The organism is Curtobacterium sp. 320 (assembly GCF_031455235.1).
Taxonomy (GTDB): Bacteria; Actinomycetota; Actinomycetes; order Actinomycetales; family Microbacteriaceae; genus Curtobacterium.
This window is the reverse complement of record NZ_JAVDSI010000002.1, coordinates 402,551-423,879: the sequence shown is the minus strand read 5'-3', so window position 1 is coordinate 423,879 and position 21,329 is coordinate 402,551. Positions and strand designations below refer to the sequence as shown.

Genomic DNA, 21,329 nt, shown 5'->3' with positions numbered 1-21,329 from the left:
CATGCCGTGGACGTGCGAGGATCGGGCGGTGACGAGCGCCGGTGAGACGAGCCGCGCCTCCAGGCCGGCCCTGGAGGCGCGCCACAGCGGCTGGACCACTCCCCTGCTCCTGTGGTTGGCCTCGCGCGTGGTCAGCACGGTCCTGCTCGCGACGGTCTACTTCGTGGCGACGGCGAACGGCTGGCCGTTCGCGTCGTCCCGCCGCGATCCGTCCTTCTTCACGTTCTCGGGGTCGTGGGACGCGTCCTTCTACCGGATCATCGCGGAGCACGGGTACCCGACGACGCTGCCGCTCGACGGCTCGGGGCACGTCCTCCCGAACGCCTGGGCGTTCCTGCCCGTGTTCCCGACGCTCGTGCGCGCCGTCATGCCCCTGACGGGCGGGTCGTTCTGGGTCGCGGGGGTGCTCGTGGCGACGCTCGCCGGGGCCGGGGCGTGCGTGCTGCTCTACCGGCTGGTGCTCGCCGTCGGCTGCTCGCACCGCGCGCGGTGGGCGACGGCGCTGTTCGCGTTCGGTCCGACCGGATTCCTGCTGCAGGTGGCCTACGCCGAGAGCACGTTCCTGCTGCTGCTGTTCGGGGCCCTGCTGGCGCTCGTTCGCCGACGCTACTGGCTGGTCGCGCCGCTCGGGCTCGTGGCCGCGTTCACGAAGCCGGGGGTGCTGGCGTTGGCCGTGGGGCTCGCGGTGCACCTCGTCGTGCGGTGGGTGCAGGAGCGACGGGCGCTCCCGGTGCGGGACGCCGTGGCGATCGTCGTGTCGGGGCTGGTGGTGGCTGCGGCGGGGCTGGCGTGGCCGGTGATCGCCTCGGCCGTGACGGGTCGGCCGAACGCGTACCTCGACACCGAGCTGTCGTGGTGGGTGGGGTTCGTGGGGCGGCAGCACTTCGCGCCGCTCTCGCCGTGGTTCACGATGGCGGGGACGTGGCTCGGGCCGCTCGGGATCGTGCTCGTGGTCGCCGTGCTCGCGGGGGCGGTGTGGTTCTGGACGCGGAGGTCGGTCCGGGCCCTCGGGGTGGACGTGTGGGCGTTCACGGCGGCGTACGCGCTGTACCTCGTGGCGGTGTTCCTGCCGCAGCAGTCCCTGCCCCGGCTGCTCATGCCGACGGCGCCGCTGCTCGGGTCGGACGTGTTCGTGCGGACGCGGCGGCGGGCGGTCGTGTGGCTCGTCGTGGGTGTGTGCCTGCAGCCGGTCGCCGTCGTGCTGCTCTGGTTCCTCGGGTACCCCTGACGCGCGGCGCGGCGCGGGTGCGGCGCAGCCCGGCTCGGCGCGGCCCGGCTCGGCGTGGCGCGGCGCGCACAACCAAAGTCACTCCGCGCCGGGGGTTGCCGCGGTTCGAGCGCACTTGCGTTGTGCGCTGCCCCGCCGAACCGGCTGCGAGCACCACCAGGCACCCGCGACCCCGGCGCGCGCCGGCGCTACGCGTCGAACGTGTGGAACCAGGCGGTCCCGCCCGGGTGCTGCACGGTGATCATCTCGTCGAGGTCGCGGTACGGCCCGTCCTGGTTGTGGCTCGCCGACTTGATCCGGACCGTGCCGTCCGGCTCGGTGAACACCTCGGACACGATCGTGGTGTGGTCCGGCGAGTCGTTGTCGTTCCAGTCGTAGAACACGATGTCGCCGACCTTGACCTTGTCGCGTTCGTCGAGGGAGCGGCGGGTGAGCCCGAACTCCGCGGCGTTCGCGGTCAGCCACGGGTCCATCGTCGGGCAGTAGGTCCACGTCGCCGAGTGCTCCGCCCCGGCCGAGCGGTTGTACCAGTCGGAGCGCTGCTGCCAGCCGCGGGCGATCAAGGTCTGCGACACGTAGTTCGCGCAGTCGCCACCGATCGGGTTCATGGTGCCGTACTCGGCGAGGTTGTAGTCCTTCCAGTGCGCCATCGCGTACTCGAGCTGCCGGTCGACGTCGGTCAGTGCCGCGTAGGCCAGGGTCGAGGTCGCGACCGCCGTCGAGGCGTCCGGGACGGGCGCGGTGGTCGGTGTGGGCGTTGCCGTCGCGGAGTCCTGCGTCGCCCCGGTCTGCCCGTCGTTCGCGGCGCTGCCGTTGCCGTCCGAGGACTGGTTGGCGGACGGTGACGGCTCGATCGCGGTCGTGAAGAGCGCGACGTCCGCCGACCCCGCCGTGTACATCGCCTGGTGCGGTGCCGTGAAGGTCACCTTCGTGGCGGTCGCCTTGACGTCTCGCGCGGCGATGCCCCCGACCGTGACGCCTGTGACCGCTGCCAGCCCGGAGCCGGCGACGGTGATCGTCACACCGCCGGCGAGCGGGACCTGCGCAGGGCTGAGCGACTTCGCGACGGGCTTCGCGGTGGGCGTGGTCGAACCGCCACCGTTGCTCGCGCCACCACCGGACCCCTTGCCCGTGCCGCCGTCCCCCGACGAGCACGCGGCGACGGCGAGCCCGATGCCGGTCACGCCGGCGAGGGACAGCAGGGAGCGGCGCGTCAGGGAAGCAGTCATGGTGCTTCCCAGGGTAGGCGACGACACGGCATGATCTCTGGCAGGAACCACCGTCGAGAGGATCAGACCACCCATGCCCGAGAGCCACGACTTCTTCGTCGCAGCCGCCCCCGACCACGTCCGCGCACTCGTCCGCGGCGCACTCGTCCGCGAGGGCTACACCGTCGACGACGGCGAGCAGGGAGCCCTCCGCGCCACCCGCGGCAGCATGGGCATCACGCTGCTCATCGGCGGCATGGCGAACGACCGGACCTTCCACACCCGGCTCGACGTCCAGATCATGGTCACGCCGGACGGTCGGACGGTCGCGCGGCTCCTGCGCGGTGCCGGCAAGTCGGCGCTCAAGGGCGGTGCGCTCGGCATCTCGCGCGGCAACCGCGCCTTCGAGCAGGCCGCCAACGCGATCCACGGCGAGCTCGCCCAGGCCGGGATCCTGACGGAGAGCGTCCCCGGCTGACCCGGGCCCGCCCGGGAACGACGAAGGCCACCCGATCGGGTGGCCTTCTGTCTCGGAGTGGAGCTAAGGGGATTCGAACCCCTGACCTTCTCATTGCGAACGAGACGCGCTACCAACTGCGCCATAGCCCCGAGAACGCGTCCACACTAGCACCCGCGTCCGCCCGATCCGAAATCGGGCGATCAGACGGCGCGGCGGCGACGCATGATGGCGTCGAGGTCCGCCTGCTCGTAGGCGTCCTCGCCGAGGACACCCATGCCGGCCCACTTGCTCGGCGGCGCCGGGGGCGCGGCGGGGGCAGCGGGTTCCGGAGCGGGAGCGGCCTGCGCGACGGGGGTTCCCGTCCCGGCCGGCGCGCGCAGGCCCAGCCGCTCGGCGAGCCGTCCCTGGTCGTGCGCAGAGAGCGACGCGACGGCCTCCTCGACGTCCGGGCGCATGGGCGACACCCGCGCGAGCGACGGGTCGGTCTCGGCGGCACGGATCGCGGCCGCCTCGGCCTCGGCTTCCGCCTTGGCCGCGGCGACCCGCTCCTTCAGGCGGGCGGCGAGCTCCGCCGAGGACTCCGGCGTGGCCGCCGGGACCTTCGGGCGTTCGACGTACAGCGGCTTCGGGACGCGGTTCGGCGTCCAGCTGCGGTCACGAGCGGGCTCGGCGGGCTGCTCGGTCGACAGCGGCGGCGCCGGGTCCGTCCACTCGCTCGCGGGCCTGGAGGCGCGGCTCGACTCCGGCACGACCGTCGCGGTCCGGGCCTTCCGCGCCTTCGCCACCTGGTGCAGCTGGGCGAGGACCGCTGCGGACCCACCGGCGGCGACGAGGCCGGCGACACCGACGAGCCAGGCGGCGGGGGCCGCGACGAACACGACGACCGCGACGACGAGGCCGAGCGTGCCGAGCAGGGTCGCCCCCAGTCGGGACCGACGCATGCGCATCGCGGTGAGTGCGGGGACCGCCGAGGCCCGCTCGAGCACGGGTGCCTGCTCGGCCAGTCGTCGGGTGATCTCCCGCTGCCGGGCGGCCTCGTGGGCGCGGACGATCGCGGTGCGCTTCGCCTCCTCCGACTTCGCGACCCGCTGGGCCTCGGCGAGGGACTTCGCGTTCATCTCGATGCGGACCTCGTCCGGCAGCTCGGCGGTCTGCGCGAGGATGCGGAGGGTCTGCTGCAGCCGGATCGCGTTCCGCTCGGTCGCGAGGTACTGCCGACGGGCCGCCCAGGACGGCATGAGGTAGACGAGCCAGAGCACGGCCGCGATGAGCAGGACGATGCCGCCGCCCCAGGAGCCGATACCTGCCATGGGGACACGGTAGGGGTGGGCGTTCCCCCGGCCGGTGATTGCCGGACGCGTGTTGCGCGTGTCGCGACGAAATCACCGGGGGTGAGCCGCGCCTCCCGGGCCGCCCCGCCGGACGGACCGGACCCGCGGGTCAGACGCGGGGCGTGGTGTGCAGCGGCATCGCGGCCTCGTCGCGTGCCGCGAGGGGGACCGAACCGACGCCGGGCGGGACCTGGCCGCGGACCCAGCGTTCGAGGACGCCCTCGCGGACCTCTTCGGCGACGAGGGCGAAGCAGAAGTGGTCGCGCCAGTCGCCGTTGATGTGGATGTACCGGCGGCGGAGCCCCTCGAACCGGAAGCCGAGCTTCTCGACCACCCGCAGCGACGGGGCGTTCTCGGGACGGATGCAGATCTCGATGCGGTGGATCCCGACCACGCGGAAGCAGTGGTCCACCGCCATCGCGACGGCGATCGGCGTGACGTTGTGGCCGGCGGCGTCCTCGACGACCCAGTAGCCGATCGAAGCACTGGCCAGGGAGCCGTACGTGATGCCGGAGACGTTGAGCTGCCCGACGAAGCGGCCGTCGAGCTCCATCGCGAACGGGAGTCCGAGCCCCGCGCGGGCGTTGGCCTGGAGCGCGCGGATGCTGCCACGGACGTCGGTGGAGACGTGACCGGAGGGGTTCGTGGCCTCCCACGTGCGGAGCCACGAGCGGTTGCTCGCGAGGGCGACGTCGAGGTCGCGGGTGTCGCGGAGTCGGAGGGGCCGGATGGTGACCCGCCCGTGGGACAGGGTCGGGATCGTCGTCATCGCGCTGGTTCCTCCGGGAGCGTCGAACGGGCCCGGGGGTGTTCCCCGGACCCGTTCGGCGACGGGTCGTCTATTCGCCCGCGTTGAACTCCTTGAGCCACGACTTGAGGTCGGGGCCGAGGTCTTCGCGGTCCGAGGCGAGCTGGACGATCGCCTTGATGTAGTCGAGTTTGTCACCGGTGTCGTACCGGCGTCCACGGAACACGACGCCGTACACGCCGCCGGTCCACTCCTCGGCGTTCGCCATCTTCATGAGCGCGTCGGTCAGCTGGATCTCGCCGCCCTTGCCCGGCTCCTGCTTCTCGAGGACGTCGAAGACCTCGGGACGGATGACGTAGCGGCCGATGATGGCCAGGTTCGAGGGCGCCTCGCCCTGCGGGGGCTTCTCGACGAGGCCGGTGATCTTCACGACGTCGTCGGTGTCGGTCTCCTCGACCGTGGCGATGCCGTAGAGGTGGGTCTGCGACTCCGGGACCTCGAGCAGGGCGACGACGGTGGCGTTCTTCTCGCCCTGGACCTCGATCATGCGCTTGAGCAGCGGGTCGCGGGCGTCGATGATGTCGTCACCGAGGAGCACGGCGAACGGCTCGCGGCCGACGTGCATCTTGGCGCGGAGCACGGCGTGGCCGAGGCCCAGCGGGTCGCCCTGGCGGACGTAGTGCATGTCGGCGAGGTCCGTGGACTGGTTCACCTTCTGCAGCTTCTCGTGGTCGCCCTTCTTCTTGAGGGTCTCCTCGAGCTCGGACACGTGGTCGAAGTGGTTCTCGAGCGCGTTCTTGTTGCGGCCCGTGATCATCAGCACGTCGGTGAGCCCTGCGCCGACGGCCTCTTCCACCACGTACTGGATGGCCGGCTTGTCGACGACGGGGAGCATCTCCTTCGGCATCGCCTTGGTGGCGGGGAGGAAGCGCGTGCCCAGGCCTGCGGCGGGGATCACGGCCTTCGAAATCTGGAAGCCCATGCCTGGACGGTATCGGATGACCCCTGGAGGGGGCATGTCGTCGCTACGGAGGACACGGCTTCTCGCGCTCGGCGGCGGAAAGCCGCAAGACGCGCCCTCGGTAGACTCCTCGGCATGATCGCCGATCTCGGGAACGAGAAGCGCGCCCTGCGAGCCGAGCTCCGGCAGCGGCGGCGCACCCGGACCACGACCGAACGCGAGACCGACACCGCGGCGCTCACCGCGACCCTGCAGCGCTTCGCCGAGGAGCGCCAGGTCGAGTCGATCGCGCTGTACCTCTCCGCACCCGAGGAACCCGACGTCCGCCCGTTCCTGAACTGGGCGTTCGAGCGCGGCATCCGGGTGCTCCTGCCGATCACCCGCGAGGACGGCCTGCTCGACTGGGCGGTCGGCGACGGCGCCTCCGAGGCCGAGGGACTGGCCGGCGTGCCCGAGGTCGTCGGCGAGGTGCTCTCCCCCCTCGCGATCAACGACGTCGACGCGATCCTCGCCCCCGCCGCCGCGGTGGGACACGACGGCGTCCGGATGGGCTGGGGACGCGGCTACTACGACAAGACGCTCGGGTCGATGGCGAACCGCCCGCCCGTCTATGCTGTGATCTTCGACGCGGAGTACCTCGACGAGGTCCCGCGCGAGACCCACGACGAACCCGTCGACGGCATCATCACGCCGTCGCGCATCATCACCTTCCGGAGCTAGGGTGCCCACCTACTCGTACCGCTGCACGGAGTGCGGCAACGCCTTCGACATCAAGCAGTCGTTCTCCGACGCCACGCTCACCGAGTGCCCGGCGTGCGGCGGCGTGCTGCGCAAGGTCTTCTCGCCGGTCGGGGTGACGTTCAACGGGGGCGGCTTCTACCGGACCGATTCCCGGGCGGCGCCGAAGGGCTCGTCGGAGTCGTCGGGCTCGTCCGAGTCGTCGTCCTCGTCGTCCTCGTCCTCGGCGCCGGCGAAGACCGAGTCGAAGCCCGCAGCCGCGAAGCCCGCTGCCTCGACCACGCCGAAGCCCGCCGGGTCCTGACCGGGGTCCGGACTCCTCGGTAGGTTGATGGGGTCGCCGTCCGGCGGCCGTCCTCGACCCGGAAGGAGTCCCGTGAAGGGCTTCAAGGAGTTCCTGCTCCGCGGCAACGTCATCGACCTGGCCGTCGCAGTCGTCATCGGTGCAGCGTTCACCGCCATCGTGACCGTCATCGTGAACGCGATCATCAACCCGGCGATCGGCGCGGTGTTCAACGCGTCGAGCCTCGACGACGCGCTCAAGGTCGACATCCCGACCGTGGCGGGCGGCAAGCCGGCGACGCTGATGTTCGGCTCGGTGATCGGCGCGGTGATCAACTTCGTCATCGTCGCGGCCGTCGTGTACTTCGCCCTCGTGCTCCCCGTGAACCACCTCAAGAAGGTCGCGTTTGAGCGGGTCAAGAACGACGAGGAGCAGACGCCGCAGGACGTCCCGCCGACCGACGTCGAGGTGCTGCTCGAGATCCGCGACCTGCTCCGCTCGCAGAACGGCGTGCCCGCGAACACCGGCGGCGGTGCGCACGTGGCGCCGTCCACCGCTCCCGAGGGTCCCGGTATCGGCGGCACGACGAAGCTCTAGCTGCTCCCGCACAACCGAAACCCGCCCGAACCACGCGATCACGTGGTTCGGGCGGGTTTTGCTTGTGCGCGCGCCCGGCGCCAGCGCGCACCCGGCGCCAGCGCGCGGCCGGCGCAGCGCGCGGCCGGCGCAGCGCGCGGCCGGCGTCAGCGCGCGGCCGACACCTCGCGCCGCTTCGCGAACATCGCGATCGCGTACTGGACGCCCGCCAGCACGTGCCCGGCGGTCCCGAGGTAGACGAACACGAGGGCGACGACGCGGACCCACGGCGCGTTCTCGTCGACGGTGTGCACCGCGGAGAACAGCAGCACCGGCAGCCCGACGAAGAGCAGCGCCGACCGGATCTTGCCGGTCCACGTGACGTCGAGGTCCGGGTTGCCGTGGAACAGCACGCTCGAGAGCACGACGAGCACCAGGTCGACGAGCACCACGACGGCGACGACCCACCACGGCAGCAAGCCGGTCAGCACGAGCGACAGCACGATCGCGATGATCGCCAGTCGGTCGGCGACGGGGTCGATCGCCTTGCCGAGCTTCGAGCCCTGGTCGAACTTGCGAGCGATGAAGCCGTCCGCCCAGTCGCTCACCCCGATGACGACGAGCGCGACGAGTGCCCAGCCGGGGTGTCCAGCGACGACGAGCCACACGAACACCGGGATCAGCAGCAGCCGGAACAGCGAGATCAGGTTCGGCCAGGTCTGCCAGTCGGGGCGCTCCCGCACGGTGTCAGTCATCGCAGGACAGGCTACCTGCTCACCAGTGCGGCGGGACGTCGCGCCGGAGCTGGTCGTCGTTCTCCCCGTCGCGGTGGCGGGCCGGTTCCGGCTGCGCCACCGGGTCGTAGCCCGGCACCGGCTGGGTGGTGACGCGTCTGCGGGGGCGAGCCGCGCCTCCTGGGCGGTCGTCCGGCTCACGGTCCTGCGCTGCTCCTGGGACGGGAGGCGCGGCCGACGACGGGTCGTCGGCCCGCGTCCACGTGCCCACCAGCTGGTCCGTCTCGGGCGTCACCGGACCGGCCGGCCGGGAGGCCCGCCGGCTCGGCCGAGGAGTCACCGGCGTGCGGGGATCGGCGGGATCGAGATCTCCTGCGTGGCACCGCGGTCGACCCCGAGCACGGCGGCGACGGTGTTCGCGACGCGGTCCGGGTCCGAGAAGAGCTGGAACGCGTGCACGCGCACGTAGTGCCAACCGAGTCGGCGGAGCACCTCGGGTCGGAGCCGGAGCGACTCGCGGAGCGACCCCTTCACGAGCGTCGCGTCGGTCTCGATCGTGACGCACACCCCACCGTGCGCGGCGACCAGGCCGAGCTTGCCGCGGTGGCCGAGCGCGACGGGGATGCCCCGCATCTCGAGCCGGCGGGCGAGGTCGACGAGCAGCGGATCCGAGTCGTCCGGGACGTACTCGGCCGTGGTGCGCGCACGGACCTCGGCGAGGATCTCGGCGAGGGCGACGGTGCCGTGGCCCATCCGCTCGGCCTCGATGTCGGACGGCTGGAAGCAGGTGACGATGACCATCGAGCGACGTGCCCTTGTCATCGCGACGGCGAGCAGGCGCTCCCCACCGGGCTTGCCGAGCGGACCGAAGTCGCGCAGGACACGGCCGTGCGGGGTGCGACCGTAGCCGATCGAGAACACGACGCGGTCGCGGCTCTGGGCGACGGACTGCTCGAGCGTCGCGACGATGAACGGCTCGGCCCGGTCGCCGATGACGAACTCGGTGAGGTCCTTGTGCCCCTGCGCCGCGGTGAGCACGGCCTGCTCGACGCGGACGGCGTGCTTCGCCGAGGCGGTGATGACCATGAGCGACTCGGTCGGACGGGTGCGGGCGTGGTCCATGACGAGCCGGACGACGCGGTCCACCTCGGCGTCGACGCTCTCGACCGCCCCCGACTCGGGGTCCGGCACGGCCTTGCCGTCGCTGACGTAGTCGAGCGCGATCGAGCCGTGCCCGAGGAACGAACCGGCCCAGGGCAGCGACTCGATGCGTCCGCCGTAGAAGCGACGGTTGACGAGCTCGGCGAGGTCCTCGCCGCCGGCGCGGTACGAGCGGGTGAGCGACAGGGTCGGCAGCAGCGTGGAGAGCTTCGCGAGCGCGGAGTCGGCGTGGAAGGCGTCGAGCGTGCCCTCGTCGACCTGCAGCGCGCGGTGCGCCGGGTCGACCGCGATCCGGAACGGCGACGGGGTCTGCGTGACCGGGTCGCCGAACACGACGGTCTGACGGGCACGGCGGACGGCCCCGACGGTCTCGGCGATGGTGACGGCGCCCGCGTCGACGAGGATCACGGTGTCGAAGGGCATCGTGTCGGCGATCTGCGACACCTCGTACGGCGACGCGAGCCACACCGGCGCGATCGACCGGGACAGGTGCGGCGCGGAGTCCTGCAGCAGACGCGAGGTGATCGCGCCGTCCCGCAGCTGGGTCTTCAGCGCGGTGGCCTCGTCCGGCCAGTCGACGAGTCCGACCTTCCAGTTCTCGGCCAGCTGCCACGCCAGGCCCTGGGAGACCCCGGCCGCGTGCGCGTCGTCGACGAGCCGGAAGTCGGCCTCGACCCGGTCGAGCATGTCGGTGTTCGCGCCGAGCAGGGCCCGGTCGGACTCGAGCATCGTCTCGAGGGCGGACTGCCACCACGCGAGCTCGAGCTCGGCGGGGACGTGGGTGTCCGGCACGTGCCGGTTCGCCAGGTCCGTGATGAGCGGTTCGAGCTGCAGGTCGCGCAGGGTCTGCATGAGCTCGGTCCGCTCCTGCAGGTTGTGCAGGACGTCGGACTCCTCGGCGAGGCGGGCGATCGTCGGGACGAGCTCGTCGATCGGGACGTTCGCCAGCTGGGTCTCGCGGGCGGTGCGACCCAGCGGCTCGTCGAGGCGCGCGAGGTCCTCGACGACGTTCGAGAACAGCACTTGGACGTCCGCGATGCCGGTGGGCACCTCGGGGTTCACGCCGGCGGCGACGTAGCGCTGCCAGAGGACGCGCTGCTGCTGGACGCGGGTCAGCGCCTCGTGCAGGTCGGACACGTGCACACCGGGGCGGACGTACTCGCGGGCGAGCTTCTTCAGCCGGCGCCGGTTCGTGCTCGACATCGGCGCACCCTCGCCGCGCGGGGCGGTGGCGGCCACGAGCTCGGACACCGAGCGATCGAAGACGACGGGCAGGAAGCGGTCGAGGGTGTCACGGATCTCGGTGAGCAGGCGCAGGTAGATGCCGAGCTCGTTGATCGTCGTGAACTGCCGCATGTGCGTCGTGGCGACGAGGTCGTGGGCACGGCGGAGCAGGGTCGGCAGGCCGTCGGCGTCGAGGTCCTTCGCGATCCGGTGGGCGCGCTGGGCCCCGTCGCTCGAGGAGAACTTCGCGCCGTACCAGGGCGAGTCGTCCGGGCCGTAGCGGAACTCGCCGAGGTTCGCGGCGCTGACCATGGTCTCGGCGACGCGCGAGCGCCCCTCGACCATGCTCGTCACCGAGGTCTTCGACAGGCGTGCGGTCGTCGACGGCGGGACGGGCAGCAGCGACAGGCGCGACAGCTCGACCAGGCAGTCGAGCACCGAGACGCGGAAGTCGGGGTCGACGCGCGTCAGCGAGCCGCGGTAGTCCTTGAGGACCTTGCGGAGCCGGACCAGGGCGTCGTCGACCTCGCGCAGGTTCGGACGCGAGGCCTTCTCGTTGCGGGCGATCGCACGGACGACGTCACGACGGAGGGTGCCCGGGGTCACGGCGACGCCGGGGAGCTGCACCTCGGAGAACCGCGCCGCGATGCCGCGCAGGGTCGCACGGCGCGGGCTCACCACGAGGACGCGCTTGTTCGCCGCGACGAGGCCGCCGAGCGCGTTCACGATCGTCTGCGTGCCACCCGTGCCCGGGAGGGTCTTCACCACGATCGAGTTGCCGGCCGTGATCTGCGCGATCACGTTCTCCTGCTCGTCGTCGGCGTCGAGGAGGAGCGTGTCGGTCTCCGGGCTCCGCTCGTCCGACGGGGTCTGCTCGACCGGGTGGTACGACTGCTCGACCTGCCACTTGGCGCTCGGGTTGCCGGCGAGGGCGTCGAGTACGGGGTGGGACAGGTCCTCGGTGTCCTCGACCATCCCGGTCGCGACCTCGGCGAACGTGGACACGACCAGGCGTGCGTGCACCGAGAAGCCCGGGATGTGCGCGGTGAGCCCGCGGAGCCGGTCGATCACCGGGTTCGGCGTGAAGGAGCCGTCCTGCTGCGCGAGCGCCACGAAGGACTGGGCGTCGAGGATGACGCCGAACTGCTCGTGCAGCGCGTCGGCGAGGCCGGGGTTGAGGACGGGCTCGCCGAGCAGGCGGACCTCGAAGTCGCGGCCGTGCCGACGGATCGCGAGCGGGCGCAGCAGCACCGGGCCGCGGAACTGCTCGTCGCCGTGCTGCCAGTCGGCCATGCCGATGCCGAGCTTCACGGCGTCGATGCCGCGCACGGTGGACAGCTCGGTGCCCTTGGCCTCGACGTGACCGGCGGCGATGCGGGCGGCCCGGAGTGCCACCTCGTCACGGATCAGGCTCGACAGCAGCGTCGTCTTGCCGGTGATGAACTGCGCGAGGCCACCCGGGTGCGTCGTCGAGAGCTCGATGCGGGCCCGGGGGTGGTCGGCGAAGTGCGTGAGGGGGCTGGTGCCGCCGACGCCGGTCAGCTGCCCGCGCCAGACGTCCCAGACGGGTTCGGCGGCGTTGCCGGCCTGGAGGCGCGGATCACCCAGGCTGATCGCCTGCGGACTCGTGAGCTGCAGTTCCGGGCGCAGGGTGCGGTCGGGTTCGTCCGTCACGGCGGTCTCTTCCTGCTGCCCCCGTCGGTCCTGCTCCCCCTGCTGTCCGTCGCGCCCGTCCTGCTGTCCGTCACGCCCGTCCGCGGGCGCGTCGGCGCCCTCGACGGGGACGTCGTCGTTCACGTCGTCCTCGCCGTCGGTCACCCTGTCCGCTCGCCACACATCCGACACTGTAGGCGGAAGCGGGCTGGCACTCTGGCAATGAACCGAGGTTTCGGACTTTCCGGCCCCCGCCGATGCGCGACCGGGCGCGCCGGTGTGGTACCAACGGGGCATGGCCATCGACGACCGCACCGCTCCCTCCACCCCCGCGCCGGAGTCCGCTCCCGCACCGAACCGGCGTCGATCGGTCCCCGCCGAGATCTCCCGTTCGTGGCTCCTCGTCTCCGGCACCGCGACCGATCGGTTCGAGAAGTCGCAGCGGTCCCGTGCCGACCAGATCATCCTGGACATCGAGGACGCGGTGGACCCCGCCGCCAAGCCGTCGGCCCGCCAGGGCGTCGCCGCGTGGCTGGCCGGCGGCGGCGAGGCCTGGGTGCGGATCAACGACGTGACGACGGACTTCTGGGCGGACGACGTCGAGGAGCTCCGCGGGCTGCCCGGGCTGCAGGGCGTCATGCTCGCGAAGACCGAGTCCCCGGCGCAGGTCACCGACACGTGGCACCGACTCGGCGGCCACACCCCGGTGATCGCCCTGGTCGAGTCGGCCCTGGGCATCGAGGAGTCGGTGTCCATCGCGAAGGCGCAGGGGGCGTTCCGGCTGGCGTTCGGCTCGGGCGACTACCGGCGGGACACCGGGACGAGCGCGGACACGCTCGCGATGGCGTACCCGCGGTCGAAGCTCGTCGTGGCCTCCCGCGTGGGCGACCTGCCCGGCCCGATCGACGGCCCGACGGTGGGGTCCTCGCACCCGATCCTCCGCGAGCAGTCGCAGGTCGCGGTCTCGCTCGGGCTCACCGGCAAGCTGTGCCTCGACACCGAGCAACTGCCCGTCATCAACGAGGTCATCTCCCCCACGCCGACCGACGTCGCCTGGGCGCAGGACTTCCTCGACGACTTCGAGGCCCGCGGCCGGGTCATCCGCGACGGCTCCGACCTGCCCAGACTCGGTCGCGCGCAGAAGATCCAGCGCCTCGCACAGGCGTTCGGCGTCGAGGCGCGGTAGGACTGCACCCATGACCTGGTCCAACGTGCCCGGCGGTCCGCCGCAGTCCTCACCCTCCGACCCCACCGGCGCCCAGCGGGCCACGTGGGAGCAGGGCGGCTCGACGCTGTTCCCGCCGGGGAAGCTCGCCGACCGGATCTCGACCGTGCTGCTCCTGGCGTTCGGCGCCGTCATGACGGTCGTCACCGCGGTCGTCGGGATCATCGCCGTCATCTCGGCGACCGCCACGTGCGACGCCGCCACCGGCTGCACCCCGGGTGGCTACATCGGTGGGACCGCGATCGCGGTCGGCGGTGCCTTCGTGATCGGCGTCGCCACGATCGTCCTGTCGATCGGCGCGTGGATCCGCCGCCGGTCGTCGTGGTGGATCGCCGCGATCGGCTTCGTGCTCGCGATCGTGGTCATCACGTGGGGCGGCGTCGTCTTCGCGGGGGCGGCGGACGGCGGCTCGGCGTCCTCCTCGGTCTCCCCCACAGCCTGACGCCTGCGGTCCGGCCCGGACCGGGGTAGCGTCCGGGGCATGGTGACGGTCTCGCGGACGACGGTCGCGGTGGTCGGTGGCGGCCCCGCCGGGGTCGTCCTCGGCCTGCTCCTCGCCCGTGCCGGCATCGCGGTCCGGCTCGTCGAGAAGCACGACGACTTCAACCGGGACTTCCGCGGTGACACCGTGCACGCCTCGACGATCCGGCTGCTCGACGAGCTCGGGCTCGGGGAGCGGTTCGCCGCCCTGCCGCAGTCACGCCTCGACGACTTCTCCCTGCCGATGCCGGACGGTTCGCGCGCGCTCCTCGGCGACTTCTCGCGCCTGCGCCCGCCGTACGACCACGTGGCGATGGTGCCGCAGTGGGACCTGCTCGACCTGCTCGTCACCGCCGCCCGCGAGGAGCCCTCGTTCGAGATCACGATGGGTCTCGCGGCCACCGACACGATCGAGGAGAACGGCGTCGTGACGGGCGTGCACCTGGCGCCGTACCGCGATCCGGACGGCGTGACCGAGGAACTCCGCGCCGACGTCGTCATCGCCTGCGACGGCCGCGACTCGGTGCTGCGCAGCGCCGCCGGCCTCCACCCGCGGTCGTTCCCGGTGCCGTTCGACACGTGGTGGTTCCGGCTCCCCCGCGAGCCCGGCGACGCGACGACCGCGCTCGTCCCGGCGTTCTCCGGCACCGACGTCCTGCTCAGCTTCCCGCGGCCCGATTACCACCAGGTCGCGTACTTCGCGCCGAAGGGGTCGGACGCGGCCCTCCGCGCCGCCGGGGTCGAGTCCTTCCGGGCCCGGGTCGCGCGGCTCCGACCGGACTTCGCGGGCCGCGTGGACACGATCGCGTCGATGGACGACGTGCACGTGCTCGACGTCCGGATGGACCGGCTCACCGGGTGGTGGCGCCCGGGACTGCTCTGCATCGGCGACGCGGCGCACGCCATGTCCCCGGCGGGCGGCGTCGGCATCAACCTGGCGGTGCAGGACGCGGTCGCGACGGCTGCGATCCTGGCGCCGGCGCTCGGACGGGGGCTCCGCGGCGCGGACCTCGACCGTGCCCTCGCCGCGGTGCAGCGCCGGCGCACCCCGCCGGCCGTGGTCGTCCAGACCGCCCAGGCGTTCCTGCACCGCGTGGTGTTCGAGCGGGCCTTCGCCGGGGCCCTGCAGGCCGGCCCGCCGCGGCTCCCCGTCCTGCTCGCCCGGTACGTGCCGCCCGTCCGCGGCCTCTACGCGCGCGGGATCGCCTTCGGACCGCTCCCTGAGCACGCCCCCGCCTGGGCACGGCGCTGACCCTGGACACGACCCGTCCCTCCCGGCGCATGCTGGGGGCATGAAGCAACGAGTCATCGGAGACGTGTCGGTCAGTGCCATCGGACTCGGCGGGATGCCCATGTCCATCGAGGGGCGTCCGGACGAGCGGCAGTCCATCGCGACGATCCACGCCGCGCTCGAGGCCGGCGTCACGCTCATCGACACCGCCGACGCGTACCACCTGGCCGCCCACGACGAGTTGGGGCACAACGAGTCGCTCATCGCGAAGGCCGTGCGGGAGTTCCACGGCGACACCTCGGACGTCCTGATCGCCACGAAGGGCGGGCACCTCCGGCCGGAGCCCGGCGCGTGGGCGCAGAACGGCCGTCCGGAGTACCTCAAGGAAGCGGCGAAGGCGTCCGCGAAGCGCCTCGGCGTGGACGCCGTCGGGCTCTACCAGTTCCACCGTCCGGACCCGGCCGTGCCCTACGCGGACTCGATCGGTGCGCTCGCCGAGCTCCTCGACGAGGGCGTCATCCGGATGGCCGGCATCTCGAACGCCGACCCCGACCAGATCCGGACGGCGAACGAGGTCCTCGACGGCCGACTGGCCTCGGTGCAGAACCAGTTCTCGCCGAAGTTCCGCTCGAGCGAACCGGAACTCGCACTGTGCGACGAGCTCGGGATCGCGTTCCTGCCGTGGAGCCCCCTCGGCGGCATCGCGAACGCCGCGGAGCTCGGCACCGCGTACGAGGACTTCGCGTACATCGCCCGCGACCGCGGCGTCAGCCCGCAGGTCGTCGCGCTGGCGTGGGAGCTGCAGAAGAGCGACGTCGTCGTCCCCATCCCCGGGGCATCGCGCCCGCAGTCGATCCTCGACTCGGTGACGGCCGCGACCGTCAAGCTCCGTCCCGAGGACGTGGCCCGACTGGACGCCTCGCAGCCGGCGGCGGCGTAGACGACGCGACCCGCGCCTCCTGGACTGCCCTGGAGGCGCGGGTCGCGATCACGCGTCGGCGCGCGTCAGGACTGGCAGACCTCCTGGAAGTCCTTGCCCGTCGTCTCCAGCTTCTGCAGTCCCTCGGTGAAGCCGGAGCTGGACAGCGCGGACGGGTCCTTCGACGCCGCGAGGTCCTTCGTCATGCCCACGAAGTCGGAGAAGGCGCCCGCGAACGCATCGGTCTTCGGCTTCACCTCGGTGTTGGTCACCTTGTCGGCGCTGTCCTTGAGCGTGGCGTCGAACTCGTCGAGCTTCGCCATCGCGGCCTGCGGGTCGCTCTGCAGCTCGGTGAGCTGCGACTGCATGCCCTTCGTGGCGTCGGTGACCTCGTTCGTGAAGAGCTTGCAGGCCTCGGCCTTGGTCTGTGTCGGGGTCGGCGTCGACTTGGCGGCCGTCGTGGCGTCCGAGCCGGAGCCGCCGGCGGAGCAGCCGGCGAGGAGTGCGACGGCGATGGCGGCCGTGGTGAGCGAGACGAGCTTGGTGCGCATGGTGGTGGGTCCCCCCGGAGTCGTGCCCGCGACCCCGGGACGGGGTGCGGATCCGCGTCGAGGCTACATGGGAGATCCACAGGTGGACCGCGTTGCCGTCGCAGTCGCTCAGCGCCCGCTGCGGAGCGGCGCGGCCGAACGGAAGAGCCCCTCGACGAGTTCGTCGATCCGGGCGTCGGCGATCGCGAGGTCTCGTTCGCCACGTTCCCTCGCAGCGTGACGCCCGTCGGCGTCCAGGACGCTCGTCCACGGGGTCGGGTGGACGTCGAGGCCGACGGACTGGTGGTAGTCGTGGTACTTGAAGGCCGCTTCGGTGGCGGCGGGAGACTTCAGCGAGACGAGGGTCGCGGGCGTCCGCAGCGAGTGCGCGAGGATCACGCCGTGCATGCCAGCGCTCATCACGTGCTCCGCCGCACCGAGCTCGGCCAGCATGTCGGCGGGCGTCAGGGTCGGCGGGAGGAGGCGCACCCCGGTCGAGCAGATCGCGGAGATCGTCCGCCGCTCGACCGCGGTCATGTGGGACGTGAAGTGCGAGACGAGCACTGTGCCGCGACGGCGTTCCCTGGGCAGGCCCGGACGGAGCGACCGGACGAGGAGTCCCGGGTCGCCGATCTGGGTGGACTCCGGCAGGCCCAGCGCCGCCCGCGCGAGCGGTCCACGGATCGCGAGGACGCGGTCGCGGACGGCAGCCGCACGGTCCGCAGGGACGTCCGGCGTGTGCAGGCCGGTCCCCCAGATCTGGCCGACGCCACCGCGCGTGAGGTACGGCACGATCGCGCTGCCGATGGCGACGACGTCTTCACGGCCGAGGGGCGCCCACCGGACGCGCCGTCCGAGGGCCTCCGTGAGAACGAGCTCCGAGAGCTCGTCCCCGTGGTTCGTGAACGCTCGTCCACGCCCGAGTGCGAGCCTGGACCACGCGGGGGCGTGGTCACGGAGTTCGTGCGCCAGTGCGCGGAGATCCCGACGGGGAGACCACCAGAAGGCGTTGATCGGTGTCGTCATGTGCTCTCTCTTCCACCCGAGGTGAAATAAGAATATCACATGCGAGAGATTCCTCGCCGTGTTCGCGACGCGTAGCGTCGGGGGCATGCGAGCGATCACCTCCGAGAACGGCACCCTCGACCTGCACGACCTCCCCTACCCGGTCCCCGGAGCCGGCGAGGTCCTCATCGAGGTCGCGGCCGCCGGGGTGAACAACGCCGACCTGCAGCAGGCGGCCGGCAACTACCCGCCGCCTCCCGGGGCGTCGGACGTCCTCGGCCTCGAGGTCTCCGGCACCGTCCGCGCACTCGGCGACGGCGTCGAGGGGTTCGCCGTCGGAGACCGGGTCTGCGCGCTGCTGTCCGGCGGCGGCTACGCGGCACTCGTCGTCGCCCCGGAGACCCAGGTGCTGCCGGTGCCGGAGGGGATCGACCTCGTCGAAGCCGCGGGGCTGCCGGAAGCCGCGTGCACGGTGTACTCGAACGTCGGCATGCTCGCCGGGCTCCGACCCGGACAGACCCTGCTCGTGCACGGCGGCACCGGCGGCATGGGGTCGCACGCGGTGCTCTGGGCGAAGGCGCTCGGAGCGACGGTGATCGCGACGTCCGGGGGCGAGCGGAAGGTGCAGGCCTCCCGGGAGCTCGGCGCGGACCTCGTGGTCGACCACCGCTCGGAGGACTTCGTCGCACGGGCGCTCGAGTTCACCGGGGGCCGTGGCGTGGACGTGGTGCTCGACGTCGTCGGGCCGGACTACCTGGCGCGGAACATCGAGGTGCTCGCGCCGAACGGGCACGTCGCCGTGATCGCCTCGGGCAGCGGCCGCACCGGCGAGCTCGACCTCGGCGCGATGATGCGGAAGCGGGCGACGATCAGTGCGACGACCCTGCGTGCCCGGCCGCTCGACGAGAAGGCCGCGATCGTCGAAGCCGTCCGGTACAACGTCTGGCCGTTCGTGGCGGACGGTCGGGTGCGCCCGGTGATCGACTCGGTCCTGCCGCTCGCCGAGGCCGCAGAGGCGCACCGGCGGGTCCGGGACGGCGAGGTCGTCGGGAAGGTGCTGCTGACGCCCTAGGCGCGCAGCACCCGGGCGGGCGCGTCAGGCGTGGACGCGGGCGAGGAACTCGACGAGCGCGGGGTGCTGCGGGGCGTCGAGGACCTCGGCCGGGGCACCCTGCTCGACGACCTCGCCCTGGTGCAGGAACACGATCCGGTCGGCCACGTTCCGCGCGAAGTGCATCTCGTGGGTGGTCATCAGGATCGTCGAGCCCTGCCGCTTCAGCTCGGTCACCAGGTCGAGCACCTCGCCGACGAGCTGCGGGTCGAGCGCACTCGTGACCTCGTCGAGCAGCAGGAGCTCGGGGTCGGACGCGATCGCGCGCACGATCGCCACGCGCTGCTGCTGCCCGCCGGAGAGCCGGTCCGGGTAGGCCCCGGCGAAGTCCGCGAGGCCGATCCGCCCGAGGAGCCGCCGCGCGGTCTCCTCCGCCTGCGCCCTGCCGACGCCGTGCACCTGCCGGGAGGCGAGCGTCACGTTGTCGAGCACGCTCATGTGCGGGAACAGGTTGAACTGCTGGAACACGACACCGATCCGGGCCCGGGTGGCGTCGACGTCGATGCGGGGATCGGCGATGTCCGTGCCCTGCAGCAGGATCTCGCCGTCGTCGATGCCCTCGAGCAGGTTCACCGTCTTGAGGAGCGTCGACTTGCCGGAGCCCGAGGCCCCGATGACGCAGATGACCTCGTGGCGGTGCACCGTCAGGTCGATCCCACGCAGGACCTCGTGCTCGCCGAACGCCTTGCGCAACCCGCGCAGCTCGAGGACCGCGGCCGACGTCTCGGGGGTGATCCGCGCCTCCTGGCCCGTCATACGGTCCCTCCGATCTGCTCGCGCCGCTGCTGGCGACGCGCGATCGCGTCCGTGACGCGGATCAGCGGCAGGCTGATCACGACGAAGAGCAGTCCGGCGACGAAGTAGGGCGTGAAGTTGTAGGTCTCGGCCTGGGCGATCTGCGCGGAGCGGACCGCGTCCACCGCGCCGAGGATCGACACGAGACCGACGTCCTTCTGCATCGACACGAAGTCGTTCATGAGCGCGGGCGTGACCTTGCGGATCGCCTGCGGCAGCACGACGAGGCGCAGGGTCTTCGCGTGCGACAGTCCGAGCGACCGAGCGGCGAGGCGCTGCGAGGGGTGCACGGCCTCCATGCCGGCGCGGAGCACCTCGGCGATGTACGACGAGTACGTGAGCACGATCGCGATGGTGCCCCAGACCTCGGCGGGGAGGCGCGGGAAGACCCCGAGCCCGGGGATCCCGTAGCCCACCAGGTACAGCACGATGATGAGCGGCAGGCCGCGGAACAGGTCGGTGTAGCCGGTGGCGAGCAGCCGCAGGGGGAAGAACACCGGGCTCCGCAGGCCCCGGACGACCGCCAGCAGGGTGCCGAACACCGCGACGCCGATGGCGCTGAAGAACAGGATCCGGATGTTCAGCCAGAGGCCCTCGAGGATCGACGGGAACGAGTCGATCGCGGTCTGCGGGTCGAAGAACGACTGCTGGACGGCGGCCCAGCCGGGGGTGTTCACGACGCCGAAGTAGACGACGGCGATCACGACGAGCGTCGACGCGACGGACACCACGATCGACCGGCGTCCGCGCTGCCGACGGTAGAGCCGACGCTCCAGCTCGACCTGGCTCGGCGCGGCTGCGGCCACCGGGGTGCCGGCACCTGCTGGAGCGGTCATGCGGCTACTTCAGGACGGGGGTGTCGGTCTCCGAGGAGAGCCACTTGGTCTGCAGGTCCTGGAGCGTGCCGTCCGCCTTGAGCGACTTGATCGCCTTGTCGACCTTGCTCGTCAGTTCGGAGTCCTTCGGCAGCACGAAGCCGAACTGGTCGCCCGTGCCGTCGGACGGGAACTGCGCCGAGACCGTGCCCTTGCCGTCGAGCTGCGCGCCGGACATGTAGAAGGCGGTCGGCAGGTCGGTCACGATCGCGTCGATCTGGCCCGACTTGAGCGCGAGGACGGCGTCGTCGTTCGAGTTGAAGACCTGCGGGGTGACCCCGAGGACGTCCTTCACGCTCTGGATGCTCGTCGACCCGGTCGCGACACCGATCGCGTCCTGCTTCAGCGCCGCGATGGTGGTGTCGTCGGCGGCCTTCGAGGACTGCGTCGTCACGACCGCCTGGGTCGTCGTGTAGTACGCGCTCGACATGTCGACGGCCTTCTTGCGCTTGGCGTCGATCGAGAACTGCTGGACGTTCATGTCCCAGTCCTTCGGGCCGGGTGCGATGGCACTGTCGAAGGTGCTCCGCTTCCACACGACGTCCGACTTGTCGTAGCCCATCTCCTTCGCGACGGCGTAGGCCACGGCGGCCTCGAAGCCCTTGCCGGACTGCGGCTTGTTGTCCTCGACCCAGGGCGAGTACGCGGGCTGCCCGGTCGCGATGGTGAGCTTGCCGTCGGTGACGGTGCCGTCGGCGTTGCCGCTGCCGCCCGCCGAGCAGGACGAGAGCGCGAGTGCGGCGACCGCAGCGGTCGCGACGGCGATGGTGAGACGGAGGGATCGGGTCACGGTCGGGCCTTCGTGCGAGGGGGTGGGGGCAGGACGAAGTGTACTTCGCGCTGGGATACCAAC

General features: G+C 72.0%; 22 protein-coding genes and 1 tRNA gene. 10 read left to right on the top strand and 13 right to left on the bottom strand.

The window, feature by feature from the left end; translation table 11 throughout:
• The first annotated feature begins 28 nt into the window (after positions 1-28).
• Entirely contained in the window at positions 29-1,228 is a 1,200-nt protein-coding gene (locus J2X60_RS05395) for a hypothetical protein (protein ID WP_309886707.1), read from the top strand.
• Positions 1,229-1,416: 188 nt separating this feature from the next.
• Here J2X60_RS05395 and J2X60_RS05390 read toward each other — a convergent pair whose 3' ends face one another.
• Positions 1,417-2,457 carry an amidase domain-containing protein gene (locus J2X60_RS05390; RefSeq protein ID WP_309886706.1) on the bottom strand — a complete coding sequence of 347 codons (1,041 nt, stop codon included), beginning with the start codon at positions 2,455-2,457 and terminating at the stop codon, positions 1,417-1,419.
• A gap of 73 nt (positions 2,458-2,530) precedes the next feature.
• Between J2X60_RS05390 and J2X60_RS05385 the strand changes: the two genes are divergently transcribed.
• On the top strand, positions 2,531-2,914 hold the full coding sequence (locus tag J2X60_RS05385) for a hypothetical protein (RefSeq protein ID WP_309886705.1): 384 nt from the start codon (positions 2,531-2,533) through the stop codon (positions 2,912-2,914).
• A gap of 58 nt (positions 2,915-2,972) precedes the next feature.
• Here J2X60_RS05385 and J2X60_RS05380 read toward each other — a convergent pair.
• From J2X60_RS05380 to galU, 4 genes are all read right to left on the bottom strand, one after another.
• Positions 2,973-3,045 (bottom strand) — tRNA-Ala (locus J2X60_RS05380).
• 51 nt (positions 3,046-3,096) lie between these two features.
• Positions 3,097-4,206 (bottom strand): hypothetical protein, encoded by a 1,110-nt coding sequence (locus J2X60_RS05375; protein ID WP_229085779.1) that lies wholly within the window; start codon positions 4,204-4,206, stop codon positions 3,097-3,099.
• Between the two features lie 130 nt (positions 4,207-4,336).
• On the bottom strand, positions 4,337-4,996 hold the full coding sequence (locus tag J2X60_RS05370) for a GNAT family protein (RefSeq protein WP_309776990.1): 660 nt from the start codon (positions 4,994-4,996) through the stop codon (positions 4,337-4,339).
• 70 nt (positions 4,997-5,066) lie between these two features.
• The gene (gene galU, locus J2X60_RS05365; protein ID WP_022907539.1) at positions 5,067-5,957 is read right to left on the bottom strand and encodes a UTP--glucose-1-phosphate uridylyltransferase GalU; all 891 of its coding nucleotides are present in this window, start codon (positions 5,955-5,957) and stop codon (positions 5,067-5,069) included.
• Between the two features lie 114 nt (positions 5,958-6,071).
• Here galU and J2X60_RS05360 point away from each other — a divergent pair, with 114 nt between their 5' ends.
• The 3 genes from J2X60_RS05360 (at position 6,072) to mscL (ending at position 7,554) form a co-directional block, all read left to right on the top strand.
• Positions 6,072-6,656, top strand: coding sequence for a 5-formyltetrahydrofolate cyclo-ligase (locus J2X60_RS05360; protein ID WP_070417869.1), 585 nt, complete (start codon positions 6,072-6,074; stop codon positions 6,654-6,656).
• Position 6,657: 1 nt separating this feature from the next.
• Positions 6,658-6,978: an FmdB family zinc ribbon protein gene (locus tag J2X60_RS05355; protein WP_309886704.1), complete on the top strand. Its 321-nt coding sequence runs from the start codon at positions 6,658-6,660 to the stop codon at positions 6,976-6,978.
• Positions 6,979-7,050: 72 nt separating this feature from the next.
• On the top strand, positions 7,051-7,554 hold the full coding sequence (gene mscL, locus J2X60_RS05350) for a large conductance mechanosensitive channel protein MscL (protein WP_070417867.1): 504 nt from the start codon (positions 7,051-7,053) through the stop codon (positions 7,552-7,554).
• A gap of 146 nt (positions 7,555-7,700) precedes the next feature.
• Here mscL and J2X60_RS05345 read toward each other — a convergent pair whose 3' ends face one another.
• The 3 genes from J2X60_RS05345 to J2X60_RS05335 all read right to left on the bottom strand — a co-directional run bounded on the left by J2X60_RS05345 (position 7,701) and on the right by J2X60_RS05335 (position 12,470).
• Positions 7,701-8,288, bottom strand: a complete 588-nt coding sequence (locus J2X60_RS05345) for a CDP-alcohol phosphatidyltransferase family protein (RefSeq protein WP_070417866.1) — start codon at positions 8,286-8,288, stop codon at positions 7,701-7,703.
• Positions 8,289-8,307: 19 nt separating this feature from the next.
• Positions 8,308-8,538: a hypothetical protein gene (locus J2X60_RS05340; RefSeq protein WP_309886703.1), complete on the bottom strand. Its 231-nt coding sequence runs from the start codon at positions 8,536-8,538 to the stop codon at positions 8,308-8,310.
• A gap of 65 nt (positions 8,539-8,603) precedes the next feature.
• The gene (locus J2X60_RS05335) at positions 8,604-12,470 is read right to left on the bottom strand and encodes an AAA family ATPase (RefSeq protein WP_309886702.1); all 3,867 of its coding nucleotides are present in this window, start codon (positions 12,468-12,470) and stop codon (positions 8,604-8,606) included.
• A gap of 130 nt (positions 12,471-12,600) precedes the next feature.
• Between J2X60_RS05335 and J2X60_RS05330 the strand changes: the two genes are divergently transcribed.
• The 4 genes from J2X60_RS05330 to J2X60_RS05315 are packed head-to-tail and all read left to right on the top strand — an operon-like array spanning position 12,601 to position 16,181.
• Positions 12,601-13,491, top strand: a complete 891-nt coding sequence (locus tag J2X60_RS05330) for a CoA ester lyase (RefSeq protein ID WP_309886701.1) — start codon at positions 12,601-12,603, stop codon at positions 13,489-13,491.
• Between the two features lie 10 nt (positions 13,492-13,501).
• Positions 13,502-13,972, top strand: a complete 471-nt coding sequence (locus J2X60_RS05325; protein ID WP_309886700.1) for a DUF6264 family protein — start codon at positions 13,502-13,504, stop codon at positions 13,970-13,972.
• Positions 13,973-14,011: 39 nt separating this feature from the next.
• Entirely contained in the window at positions 14,012-15,262 is a 1,251-nt protein-coding gene (locus J2X60_RS05320; RefSeq protein WP_309886699.1) for an FAD-dependent oxidoreductase, read from the top strand.
• A gap of 40 nt (positions 15,263-15,302) precedes the next feature.
• Positions 15,303-16,181, top strand: coding sequence for an aldo/keto reductase (locus J2X60_RS05315; protein ID WP_309886698.1), 879 nt, complete (start codon positions 15,303-15,305; stop codon positions 16,179-16,181).
• A 65-nt stretch (positions 16,182-16,246) separates the two neighbouring features.
• Here the strand turns inward: J2X60_RS05315 and J2X60_RS05310 are convergent, their stop codons facing one another.
• Positions 16,247-16,711: a hypothetical protein gene (locus J2X60_RS05310; protein ID WP_309886697.1), complete on the bottom strand. Its 465-nt coding sequence runs from the start codon at positions 16,709-16,711 to the stop codon at positions 16,247-16,249.
• 108 nt (positions 16,712-16,819) lie between these two features.
• Entirely contained in the window at positions 16,820-17,716 is an 897-nt protein-coding gene (locus J2X60_RS05305) for a polysaccharide pyruvyl transferase family protein (protein ID WP_309886696.1), read from the bottom strand.
• Positions 17,717-17,801: 85 nt separating this feature from the next.
• On the opposite strand from J2X60_RS05305, the gene J2X60_RS05300 reads away from it, so the two are divergent.
• Complete coding sequence (locus J2X60_RS05300; RefSeq protein ID WP_309886695.1) at positions 17,802-18,767, top strand: NAD(P)H-quinone oxidoreductase; 966 nt, start codon at positions 17,802-17,804, stop codon at positions 18,765-18,767.
• Between the two features lie 24 nt (positions 18,768-18,791).
• Here the strand turns inward: J2X60_RS05300 and J2X60_RS05295 are convergent, their stop codons facing one another.
• From J2X60_RS05295 to J2X60_RS05285, 3 genes are read right to left on the bottom strand one after another with little or no spacing between them, the layout of a single operon-like run.
• Positions 18,792-19,562 carry an amino acid ABC transporter ATP-binding protein gene (locus J2X60_RS05295; RefSeq protein ID WP_309886694.1) on the bottom strand — a complete coding sequence of 257 codons (771 nt, stop codon included), beginning with the start codon at positions 19,560-19,562 and terminating at the stop codon, positions 18,792-18,794.
• The gene (locus J2X60_RS05290; RefSeq protein ID WP_309886693.1) at positions 19,559-20,437 is read right to left on the bottom strand and encodes an amino acid ABC transporter permease; all 879 of its coding nucleotides are present in this window, start codon (positions 20,435-20,437) and stop codon (positions 19,559-19,561) included. Before J2X60_RS05290 ends, J2X60_RS05295 begins: the two co-directional genes overlap by 4 nt.
• 4 nt (positions 20,438-20,441) lie before the next feature.
• Positions 20,442-21,266, bottom strand: coding sequence for an ABC transporter substrate-binding protein (locus J2X60_RS05285; RefSeq protein ID WP_309777008.1), 825 nt, complete (start codon positions 21,264-21,266; stop codon positions 20,442-20,444).
• Positions 21,267-21,329: the final 63 nt, after the last annotated feature.

Bases quoted from the DNA above. Each gene is read 5' to 3' on its own strand.
- J2X60_RS05315 (WP_309886698.1), top strand. From the start codon at position 15,303: ATGAAGCAACGAGTCATCGGAGACGTGTCGGTCAGTGCCATCGGACTC.
- galU (WP_022907539.1), bottom strand. From the start codon at position 5,957: ATGGGCTTCCAGATTTCGAAGGCCGTGATCCCCGCCGCAGGCCTGGGC.
- J2X60_RS05330 (WP_309886701.1), top strand. From the start codon at position 12,601: ATGGCCATCGACGACCGCACCGCTCCCTCCACCCCCGCGCCGGAGTCC.
- J2X60_RS05320 (WP_309886699.1), top strand. From the start codon at position 14,012: ATGGTGACGGTCTCGCGGACGACGGTCGCGGTGGTCGGTGGCGGCCCC.
- J2X60_RS05370 (WP_309776990.1), bottom strand. From the start codon at position 4,996: ATGACGACGATCCCGACCCTGTCCCACGGGCGGGTCACCATCCGGCCC.
- J2X60_RS05295 (WP_309886694.1), bottom strand. From the start codon at position 19,562: ATGACGGGCCAGGAGGCGCGGATCACCCCCGAGACGTCGGCCGCGGTC.
- J2X60_RS05290 (WP_309886693.1), bottom strand. From the start codon at position 20,437: ATGACCGCTCCAGCAGGTGCCGGCACCCCGGTGGCCGCAGCCGCGCCG.
- J2X60_RS05385 (WP_309886705.1), top strand. From the start codon at position 2,531: ATGCCCGAGAGCCACGACTTCTTCGTCGCAGCCGCCCCCGACCACGTC.
- J2X60_RS05305 (WP_309886696.1), bottom strand. From the start codon at position 17,716: ATGACGACACCGATCAACGCCTTCTGGTGGTCTCCCCGTCGGGATCTC.
- J2X60_RS05390 (WP_309886706.1), bottom strand. From the start codon at position 2,457: ATGACTGCTTCCCTGACGCGCCGCTCCCTGCTGTCCCTCGCCGGCGTG.
- J2X60_RS05300 (WP_309886695.1), top strand. From the start codon at position 17,802: ATGCGAGCGATCACCTCCGAGAACGGCACCCTCGACCTGCACGACCTC.
- J2X60_RS05325 (WP_309886700.1), top strand. From the start codon at position 13,502: ATGACCTGGTCCAACGTGCCCGGCGGTCCGCCGCAGTCCTCACCCTCC.
- J2X60_RS05360 (WP_070417869.1), top strand. From the start codon at position 6,072: ATGATCGCCGATCTCGGGAACGAGAAGCGCGCCCTGCGAGCCGAGCTC.
- J2X60_RS05310 (WP_309886697.1), bottom strand. From the start codon at position 16,711: ATGCGCACCAAGCTCGTCTCGCTCACCACGGCCGCCATCGCCGTCGCA.
- J2X60_RS05375 (WP_229085779.1), bottom strand. From the start codon at position 4,206: ATGGCAGGTATCGGCTCCTGGGGCGGCGGCATCGTCCTGCTCATCGCG.
- J2X60_RS05345 (WP_070417866.1), bottom strand. From the start codon at position 8,288: ATGACTGACACCGTGCGGGAGCGCCCCGACTGGCAGACCTGGCCGAAC.